At 71.6% G+C, this 10,129-nt stretch carries 5 protein-coding genes and 1 pseudogene; 2 read left to right on the top strand and 4 right to left on the bottom strand.

Annotation, left to right across the window (positions count from 1 at the left end; all coding sequences use genetic code 11):
- A pseudogene (locus ACRDSK_RS27520) lies at positions 1 to 563 on the bottom strand (hypothetical protein); the annotation flags it as partial.
- Between the two features lie 82 nt (positions 564 to 645).
- Positions 646 to 1,437, bottom strand: a complete 792-nt coding sequence (locus ACRDSK_RS27515; RefSeq protein WP_431444232.1) for a hypothetical protein — start codon at positions 1,435 to 1,437, stop codon at positions 646 to 648.
- 208 nt (positions 1,438 to 1,645) lie between these two features.
- Here ACRDSK_RS27515 and ACRDSK_RS27510 point away from each other — a divergent pair, with 208 nt between their 5' ends.
- Both ACRDSK_RS27510 and ACRDSK_RS27505 read left to right on the top strand, forming a co-directional pair.
- Positions 1,646 to 3,097 (top strand): MFS transporter, encoded by a 1,452-nt coding sequence (locus ACRDSK_RS27510; protein ID WP_431444230.1) that lies wholly within the window; start codon positions 1,646 to 1,648, stop codon positions 3,095 to 3,097.
- Positions 3,098 to 3,189: 92 nt separating this feature from the next.
- The gene (locus ACRDSK_RS27505; protein WP_431444229.1) at positions 3,190 to 3,828 is read left to right on the top strand and encodes a TetR/AcrR family transcriptional regulator; all 639 of its coding nucleotides are present in this window, start codon (positions 3,190 to 3,192) and stop codon (positions 3,826 to 3,828) included.
- Here the strand turns inward: ACRDSK_RS27505 and ACRDSK_RS27500 are convergent.
- Both ACRDSK_RS27500 and ACRDSK_RS27495 read right to left on the bottom strand, forming a co-directional pair.
- The gene (locus ACRDSK_RS27500) at positions 3,825 to 5,912 is read right to left on the bottom strand and encodes a DUF6351 family protein (RefSeq protein ID WP_431444228.1); all 2,088 of its coding nucleotides are present in this window, start codon (positions 5,910 to 5,912) and stop codon (positions 3,825 to 3,827) included. The genes ACRDSK_RS27505 and ACRDSK_RS27500 overlap by 4 nt on opposite strands.
- A 105-nt stretch (positions 5,913 to 6,017) precedes the next feature.
- Positions 6,018 to 9,302, bottom strand: coding sequence for an MFS transporter (locus tag ACRDSK_RS27495; RefSeq protein ID WP_431444227.1), 3,285 nt, complete (start codon positions 9,300 to 9,302; stop codon positions 6,018 to 6,020).
- Positions 9,303 to 10,129 lie beyond the last annotated feature (827 nt).

Raw genomic sequence — 10,129 nt, 5'->3', positions numbered from 1 at the left:
GCGCCCGACCGACCAGCACCCGCCCCGCCAGCCGGCCGCCCCACTTCACCCGGCGCCCCGCGGCCCGCGCCGCCACTCGCACCCGCCCGACCACCGGAACCAGCGCCCGCCGCAGCAAGCGCGTCGGCGATGGCGGTAGCCAGCGCAGCCGCCACCACTGCCAGCCCAGCCGACGCCTCGTGCACCGCCGCCGCGGTCTCCGGCGACACCGTCCGCCCAGTGGCGGTCGCGATCAGCCGAGCCACCTCGTCCGGGTCGAGCGGTCCCGCCACCTCCACCCCACCGGCGGCGACCGCCTCGTCCAGGGCGGCCAGCTCGGGGCTGTCGATCGTCGGGCGGCGGGAGATCACCATCGGCACGCCGTCGCGCGCGGCCGCCGCGAGCGCGGTGAGCGCGGCCGGGGCCAGCCGGTGCGCGTCGTCCACCACGACCAGCGCGCCGTCCTCCCGCGCGCCGGCCAACCCGGCCTCGACGTCGCCCGCGGCCCACCACGCCGGCGCACCGGCCAACCGCCGGAGGCGGAAGGTCCGCCCGGCACCGTCGACTCCCACGACCACGGCCACGCGTCGTGCCTCCTCCGCCCGATTGCCGGAATCCTACAAACCGGCCTCGGTCAAAGGATCGTCCGAAAGGGCGCTGGTGTGATCAGGAAGCGGGTGGCAACAGGCCGTCATCGAGCAACTTGCTCCGCACCGTGCCCGCGTCGCCACCGCCCGCACCCAGGCCGCCGGAGAACGGCTGGTCGGTCCAGGCGAACTCGCCCGGGAACTGGACCGCGGACAGCTCGTCGATGCGACGGGCGCCGTCCTCGCCCGCGTTGACCACGTTGTAGTCGCGCAGGAACGACTCCGAGCAGTGGTCGTTGCCGAGCGCACCGTCCTCACAGGACCCGGTCGAGCCGTAGTTGCCGTGCTTGTTCTCGGCCGAGTAGATCCGCGCCACCTGCGGCGAGCCGCCCGCGAGCTTGCCCCAGTCGCAGGCGTTGCCGGGGTTGATCTGGTCGACGTGCTCGAACGCGGTGCCCTCGTGCGCGATCGTCTTCGCCGAGAGGACGCCGAAACCGTGCTGGCAGCCATCGTTCGGCGCGAGCGTCATCGTGAACGGCTCGACGTCGCCGTTGTGCCCGCCGCCCCACCAGTCACCGCAGTCGCGGGCGTACAGGATCACGTAGGTGATCGCGATCTTGCTCGCGTCGGCGGGGTGCGGCCGGACCCGGGCGACCACCGTGCCCGGGTTGCCCTCGTTCGCCGGGGCGGTGCAGTCCTCGCCGCTGTCGAACCAGACATAGGGAAAGAAGTTCGCGGCGACCGCGTCCTCGAGCCCGTCGTCGAGCCCGTCGCCGTCACCGTCGTCCGCGTACGCGACGCCGATCGACAACCCGATCATGCTCAGCACGGCCACGAGGAGCAGGAGCACGGTGCGCAGGGAGCGTTTCATACCGACAAGCGTGCTGCGCCAAGGAAAGCGCCACCATCCGCCGGAAGTCGGTTCGCGGAATGTGATTCACAAACCTCGCGGAACGTGATTCACACAAGGCGCCCCAGCGCCGTAAAAGATCTTGCCAAGACTACTGGAATGAAGCGTTCCGTTCTGCTAGATTGAAACGGAACCGAGCATTCCGTTCCGCACTCCGAGGGAGCCTCCGGTGACCGCCATCCTCGAATCCCCGCCCCAGACCGCCGACGTCCCGCAGGCCCCGCCGCAGGTCCACCCCCGCCGCTGGCTCGGCCTCTTCGCGATCCTCTCCGCCGACCTGCTGAACCTGCTCGACAGCACCATCGGCACGATCGCCGCGCCCGCGATCCGCTCGGACCTCGGCGGCTCGACCTCGACGCTGCAGTGGATCGCCGCCGGCTACACGCTCGCGATGGCCGTCGGGCTGCTCGTGGGCGGGCGGTTGGGCGACATGTACGGCCGCCGCCGGATGATGGTCGTCGGCGTGGCCGGGTTCCTCGTCGCCTCGGCACTGTGCGCGGCCAGCGTCTCGCCGGAGATGCTGCTCGCCTCACGCGTCCTGCAGGGCCTGTTCGGCGCGGTCATGGTGCCGCAGTCGTTCGGGCTCATCCGCGAGCTCTTCGGTGGCGAGGTCGGCAAGGCGTTCGCGCTGCTCGGCCCTGTCATCGGGCTCGCCACCGTGCTCGGCCCGGTCGTCGCGGGACTGCTGACGGACCTCGCCGGCTGGCGGATGATCTTCCTGATCAACGTGCCGCTCGGGGCGTTCGCACTGATCGTCGGCCGGCGGGTGCTGCCGGCGAGCGAGCCGTCCGCACGCGGCCAGCGGCTCGACGTCAAAGGCGCGCTGCTCGCCGCCGCCGGCATGTTCCTGCTCGTCTACCCGCTCACCCAGGGCCACGAGCTGGGCTGGCCGGTCTGGACGTTCGTGCTGCTGGCCGCGTCGGTGCCGACGCTCGCGATCTTCGTGCGGTACCAGGCAGGCCGCGCGCGGCAGGGCCGCTCGGTGCTGGTCCGGCTGGGCGTGTTCGCCAAGCGTTCCTACGGCTCCGGCGTCGCCTTCGTGATCGCGTTCTTCGGCGTCATCTCCGGCTTCTCGCTCGCGGTCGGCCTGTTGCTGCAGCTGGGCCTGGGCTACTCGCCGCTGCAGGCCAGCCTGACGATGGCTCCGTGGGCGGCCGGAGCGTTCATCGGCTCCGCGCTCGGTGCGACGGCGATGGCGAACCTCGGCCGGCACGTCCTCCACATCGGACTCGCGCTGATGACCGCCGGACTGGTCCTCCTGTTGGCGGTGCTGGACGAGGCCGCGGACTTCGGCACGCTCGTCACGCCGTTCGCGGTGTTCGGGTTCGGCATGGGCATGATCTTCGTGCCGCTGTTCGACATCATCGTGGGCGACCTGGGCGACGACGAGATCGGCTCCGCGTCCGGCGTGCTGACCTCGGTCGAGCAGCTCGGCGCGTCGCTCGGCATCGCGGTGCTCGGCACGGTGTTCCTCGGCTCCGTCGGCTCGCCGCTGCACGCGACCGTGCCGGAGTTCGTCGGGGCGGCCGAGATCGTCACGGTGATCGCGATCGGCCTGACCGTGGTGACCTTCGCGCTCGGGTTCCTGCTGCCGAAGAAGTCTCGGCAGGCCGCGCACTGAGCAGCGGCACGGGGGCGTGCGGATCTCCGCACGCCCCTATGCTCGTTACAGAACAGAGTGCTTTGTTCCAGAGACATTCGGTGGAGGTCCCGGTGAACGCGCCCATGAGCGGCCGCAAGGCCGAAGCCGCCCGCAACGACCGGCTCATCGCCGAGGCCGCCCGTAGCGTCTTCGTCGCCGAGCCGTCCGCACCGATCGCGGCCGTCGCCGAGGCGGCCGGGGTCGGCATCAGCGCGCTCTACCGCCGCTATCCGTCCAAAGAGGACCTGTTGCGCAAGGTTTGCGCGGACGGGCTGGAGACCTACACCTCGATCGTGCGGGCGGCGGTCGAGGACACCGAGGGCGACCCGTGGGAGGTCTTCGAGACGTTCATGCGCCGCGTCGTCGAGGCCGACACGCACTCGATCACCGTCGCGCTCGCCGGCACCTTCACCCCCACCCAGGAGCTGAACGCGGCCGCGGAGAACTCCGGGCTGCTCAACGTCGAGCTGATGGAGCGCACGAAGAAGGCCGGCGTGATCCGGCCGGACGTGGTGCACGCCGACCTCGGGGTGATCTTCGAGCAGCTGGCCGCCGTCCACGAGGGCGACGCGCGGCGCGACAACGAGCTGCGCCAGCGCTACCTCACGCTGATCCTCGACGGCCTGCGGCTGCCGCCGACGACCACCCCGCTGCCCGGCGAGGCGCCCACCCTCGAGGAGCGCGGGCGCCGCTGGATTCCGAAGGGCTAGTAGGTGAGCCAGGTGCCGCGGGGTCGCTGCTGGCCGACGCCGGGTCGGGTGTGGTCGCAGACGCCGCCCGGGAACGTCGCCCGCAGTCGCGCCTGCTGCTCGCCGGTGAACCGCGCCGGGTAGTCGCGGAGGTCGATCGGCGCCAGCCGGCACTTGAGCACCCGCATCGACAGCTGCGCGCCGGCCACGAGACGCGGGTTCGCCGCGATCGGGTACAGCTCGCCGCAGCGGCCGGCCGGCGGGTAGCTGAGCCGTTCGTGGATGCGCTCGCCGGAGGGCAGGTAGCAGCCGTCGGCGAGGTCCGCGGGCTTGTTCGAGACGACCTTCGCCGCCCGGTCGCGGGGTGAGCCGTCGGCGGCGATCGCGGTCAGCCAGCGGTCCATCGCGTCGAGCTGGTAGACCGCCGCCGCGGCCTCCTGCTCCGGGGCGCTCTCGATGATCACCTGGTTGGCCGCGGTGCCGTTGGCCTCGCTGAGCCGCTGACGCATGACGAACGACATCTCGGCGGTGTGGATGTCGCCGAACGAGCCCGCGCGGTCGAGGTAGGTGCGCTGGTCGATGATCGGCGTGGTGCGCAGGCCCAGGGCGCCGCTGTTGAGCAGGTCGTACTCGTACGCGGCGGCGAGCGCCTTCGGGTCGGCCTTCGTGCGGGCCGGCACGGGTGCGCCGGCCGCGTCGTAGCCGCCGATGCTCTCGTTGAGGGCCACGAACTGCTCCGCCGTGATGGTCCCGTCGGCCAACGCGGACAGTCCATACTGGACACCCGTGTTGTCCGCGGCGGAGCGGACGAAGCCGGTGCGCGGGTCGCGGCCGAGCTGGTTCACCCACTGCTCGGCGGCGCTGCACTTCACGCCGTCCGGGTTGGCCACCGGGTGCCAGCGCGCCTCGACCGGGATGGCCGGCGGACAGCTGCCGGTCGGCGTGCTGCGGTTGAGGAAGGACAGTCCCCATGAGACACACGTGTTGTAGTCGACGTAGCCGGAGACGGCCCGGCGCTGCTCCGGAGTGAACGCCGTGCCGGCGCCGGTTCCGGCGAAGAAGTTGTTCAGCAGCCCGCAGTCGGTGACCGGGTTCATCGTGGTGATCGCGTCCGGGAAGGACACGCCCGGGATGATGCCGTCGACGATGCCCGGGTAGGCGTCGGCGATGTCGTACTGCTGGATCGCGCCGCCGGAGCCGCCCCAGCCGATCGTGTGCCGGATGGGGCCGTAGGTCTCCGCGAAGTGCTCCTTGACCATCATCGCGGCCTCGGCGGAGATGATCGCGCTGCAGTTGTTGTCGAGCACGTTCAGCGAGGACGACGCGACGGCGTAGCCGCGGGACAGGAACAGGTCGCTCAGCACGCCGCCGGTCGTCGCGCCCTGGTGGTAGCCGCCGTTGCAGCCGCCGCCGAAGGTGTAGACGAGGCGGTCGTTCCAGCCGGCCTCGGGCTTCGTCGGTGATGGTCCGGTGCCGTCGTCGAGGGCGGCGAGCTCGTACACCGAGCGGTCGATGACCCCGGTCTCGACGCGGACGACGTAGGGGACCGCTCGCCCCGCCACCGTGGCCGTTGCCAGATCGGCGGGACGCGCCGACGGGTCGGCCAACGGCGCGAAGGTGCCGGCCGTCGTGCGGTACTGGTAGCGGACCACGGCCGGCGCCTCGCACAGCGGTTGTTGCGCGGGCGCGAGCCCGAAGGCGGTGGTCTCGCAGTAGAACGGGCGTTGCTGACGTCCGGAGAAGACGGGTCCGTCGTCGTCGTGGTTGGTGATCCGGACGTCCGCCCGCCGCCCCCGGTCGCGGGCGACGAGGGTGTTGGTGCCGTCGCGCAGGCCGGCGACGAGCCCGACGAGCGCGCGGTCGGGCTGGCGGGCGAAGCTGGCGGTGACGTCGCGCCCGTTGCGTGTGACGCGCACACCGTCGCCACCGGTGACCCGAACGAGAACGTCGCCACCGCTGACGAACCGGGCTTGGTGGTTCGACGCGGTCGAGATCGTCAGCCGGTCGGGGCCGGTCGCGGAGGCGGAGGGCACGCCCAGGGTCGCCAGTACGGCCGTGGCCACGAGCACGAAGGCTCGCCGGCGGCCGGTTCTCGGTGTGGTCACGGGACAATCCTGCCACCTGTGGTGTGGGGAAATCCCGTTTCCTTGGGAGGGCTCCCGACCATGGCGTGGCCGGGAGCCCTGTGCGGGCGGTTCGCCGTTGAACCGCTACGAGCTGGGTTGGCGTGGGTGGGGGATGTGGATGGTGCGTTCGTAGAAGACGTCCGGGTCGGGCATCGGCGAGTCGAGCAACAGGGCGAGCTCGAGCTGGATGGGTTCGAACGAGTCCCAGTGCTCGGCGCGGTCAGCCGGCTCGGCGCCGTTGGCCGGCGCGGTGATCGCCTCGCCGTGCTCGACTTCGGGGTGGGTCGGCGAAACCGCCGACGGCTCCTGCGCCGACGGTTCCGCCTCGCCCACTCGCTGCTCAGGGATCTCTCCAGCCCACTCCTCCGCCTCGGACTTCGATTCGGCTTCGACGCCCACCGGCTCCGCGTCCGTCTCGACGTCCGCCTGCTCGACGTCCGCCTGCTCGACATCCGCCTGCTCGACATCCGCCTGCTCGACGGCTGGCGGCTGCTCAGCCGGCGACGGCTCGACAGCTCGGCGCGGCGCGGGCACCAACATCTGAGTCCAGGTCGGCTCATCGAGCGCCGACCGCACGACTGTCGAATACTCGGCTGCCGACTGCTCAGCCACACGCGGCGCGGGGGCCAACATCTCAGTCCCAGCCGATTCGTTCAGTGCCGCAGGCTGCTGGGCCGCGCGCGATGCAGACGACAACACCTCAGTCCCAGAGGATTCCGCCAGGGCCGAAGCCTCAGCCACCGGCCGCCGGGCCGTACCCGACAAAACCTCGGTCCCAGGCGACTCCGCCAACGCCGACGACTCAGCCACCGGACGCCCGGTCGCACGCGACAACACCTCGGTCCCAGACGACTCCGCCAACGCCGAAGACTCAGCCACCGGCCGCCGGGCCGCACGCGACAAGACCTCAGTCCCGGACGACTCCGCCAACGCCGACCCGGCCGCTGGCCGCTGGCCCGCACGCGGCCCGGGCGACAACACCTCAGTCCCAGACGACTCCGCCAACGCCGAAGACTCGGCCGCCGGCCGCCGGCCCGCACGCGGTGCGGGCGACAACACCTCAGTCCCAGGCGACTCCGCCAGCGCCGAGGGCTCGGCCGGACGCGGTGCGGGGACCAACATCTCAGTCCCAGCCGGCTCCTCGAGGACAGACGGTTCGGCCGCGCGCGATGCCGGCACCGATGCTTCCTCCGCCGATCGTGGCGGAGCGGTCGACGACATGGCCCCACGCAGTGACCGGACCAGCATCTCCGTTGCCGTCGGCTCTGCCGGCTTCCGTGGCGCGGCCGGTGGCAAGGACGGCTCCGCGGCTCGCGGCGATGGGATCAACGCCCCCGCCTCCGGCGCCTCCTCCGACTCGAAGGTCGCGTCGGCCTCAGGCGGCGCCGCCGGCTGCCGCACCGAAGTCGCCGGCGCAGCCTGCGTCGGCTCGGCAGCACGCGGCGATGGAATCAACGCCTCCGTAACCGGCGGCCGCTCCTCCGTCGCGAAGGTAGCGTCGGCCCTGGCCAGCTCCACCGGCTGCCGCGCGGCAGACAACGGCGAAGACGGTGGCGCAGCCGGCGGTGCAACCAGTCGTGCGGACGGCGATGGCTCGGCGGACCGCGGCGATGGAATCAGCGCCTCCGTCACCGGCGCCTCCTCCACTGCGAAGGTGGCGTCAGCCTTGGCCGGCTCCGGCGCGCGAGGCACCAGACCATCTGTCGACGGCTCGTCCGGCGTGCCGCGGCGCGGCTTCAGCGCCTCGGTCACGGTCGGCTCCGTCGGGTCACCGCGGCGCGGACTCGGGAAGATCGACTCCGTCTGCGGGTCCTCGGTCAGCGCCGGCTGGGGGCCGCGCTGGTCCGGCGGAGCGAACGCGGGGCGCGAAGCCTGCGCGAACCGTCCGAACGGGGTGCCGTACTGACCGCTCCGCGAACCCCAAGGCTCGTTCCCCGATGGCCGCGGCGGCCCGGGCGGGAAGGTCGGCGGTCCAGACCGCTGGGTCGGCACCATCGGCGCGGACATCGGCGGGAACGGCAGCATCGGCTGGTGCGCCGGGGGCATCGTGTGATGCCCCACCGGCACCGGCGGACGCGTGCGGTCCGGCGCGGGCGGCCGCGTGTGGTCGGTCCGCACACGATCCGGCGCGAACGGGCGCGCACGTTCCGGCGACGGCGCGGACGGCCGTGGGCGGTCCGGCGACGGCGGGAACGCACGGCGTACGGCCGGCGGGAGCTCGGCGGGCCTGCGCGGCGCCGGCACCTGCGCCGGCTCCGGGGGCAGCCCGCCGGCGAACACGGTGATCGGCAGGCCGGCGTGCAGGCCGGTGAGAATCTGTCCACACAGGACAATCAGCAGGGCGAGCAGCGGCCACTCCCACGTCTGCGTGGAGCTGTGCAGCAGCCCGCACGCCAGCGCCGTGGCACCCGCGATCGCATAGCCGATGCCCTGCACCATCGCGGACAGCGCCGCGGCGGTGTCGCCGTCCGGCGCCGCGCGCATGGAGATCATCGCGAGCGCGAGACCGACCGCCGGCATCCCCAGGCCCAGGCCGATAGACCACAGCCACGGGCCCCACGTCGGCACCACGAGCAACCCGACGACCGCCACGACGCTCGGCGTCGCGAGCGCCACCGCCAGGCCCGACTGCGACTCCCATCTGCGCGCCCAGCGCGGCACGAGCAGCGCGATCGGCACGCCCAGTGCCATCGCCAAGGTGAACATCCACTCGACCGACGGCGGGTCCACCTGGGAGTACTCGAGCAGGACGCTCGGCAGCCAGCCCATGATGCTGAACGTGAAGCCCGACGTCAGTCCGAAGTGGAGCGTCAGTGCCCACGCGGTGCCGGCCGGCTCAAGACTGCTCGGGCCAGGGTGCTTCTTCACCTTGATGGCGGGCTCGACGAACCGCCGGGACGCGATGCGCCACGCCGCCCACGCCGCCGCGGCCAGCAACGCCCAGCCACTCACGCCGAGTTGCCACGAGCTCTGTCCCGCCACCTGCGGCGTAACCAGCGCGCCGATTCCACTTCCGCCGCCCATGGCGGCCACATAGCAACCAGTTAGCAAGGCCCATGACTTGGCCGGCGCCGCGTGCGTGATCACCGGGAGGAGCGTGCCGAGCACGGCGATCGCAAGGCACGCGACGACCGTTCCGGCCAGCAGCACGTAAGGTCCGGCCAGCACGCGCGACGCCAGCGTCGCCGCGAGCACGACGAGTGCCAGCGACACGGTTCGGGACGTGCCCCACCGCGTGCGCATCTTGTAGGCCAGACCCCCGCCGATCGCGAAACACCAGACCGGTGCGGCGACGACGGCGGACGCGAGCACGGCGGACATGCCGGAGCCTGCCTGGATGTCGGCGAGCATCGCGCCCACGCTCGTCACGGCGGGGCGCAAGTTGAGTGCCAGCAACGTAACCGCGATCAGTACCCCGGTTGACAACGCCAGGCGGGCGCCGGGCATGGGGGCGGCGGGTCGGTGGTCCGCGCGATGCAGGCCGCTGCCCGCGGGACGGACCGGAAGTAGAACTCGGTAGGGCGGCGAACTCCGCCCGACAACGTGGTTCGGCCTCATGCCGGCCTCCAGCTGCTTGGTCGAAATACCTCACAGACCGACGCAGGCGCAGCTGCCTAATTTAGGCGCGCCAAAGACGACGACCTGATCCGCGGTGCTGGAGGGGACGCAGGGGGTACGTCGCCGGGGTCCTGCGACGCTCGGCGAGGTGGTGATGAGGGGCTTTGTACGGGTGCGGGTGTGCCATGGAACAACTAGGAATAAGGGGGACTGCGAGTTGGTGCGGTGTGCCTCAATGCGTTGTGTATATGAGATTACGTCCCGAATGGATTTCGGGGAATAGCGCTAAATAACGATTAGGAAGCGGCCGGTCACAGCCTGCGAGACCCGGGATGCGCTGCACGTGCAGGTGAAACGTGCAATCGGAACTCCCGGCTACGATCGGTGAGGTTGCGCGAGTTTCGATGCCGCCTTCCGGGTGACGACGAAAGTGGGGTTGTAGCAACAGAGTTGGCGTCCGGGCGACCCTCCACTGGCGGCACGGCGGGTCGCGCCGTGACCCGGTTCGGCAGACACGTTGATCTTGCCCCCGTTTCACGGGCACGAAGGTTGGCAGACATAGGGTTCGACGATCTTGTGAAGGAGATCGTTGGTCGTGCCGAAGCCCTACCCGCCGGAGTTCCGGCGACGTGCTCTGG

The sequence above is a fragment of the Actinophytocola sp. genome (assembly GCF_050699915.1).
Taxonomy (GTDB): Bacteria; Actinomycetota; Actinomycetes; order Mycobacteriales; family Pseudonocardiaceae; genus Actinophytocola.
This window is presented reverse-complemented; position numbering and strand designations above follow the sequence as displayed.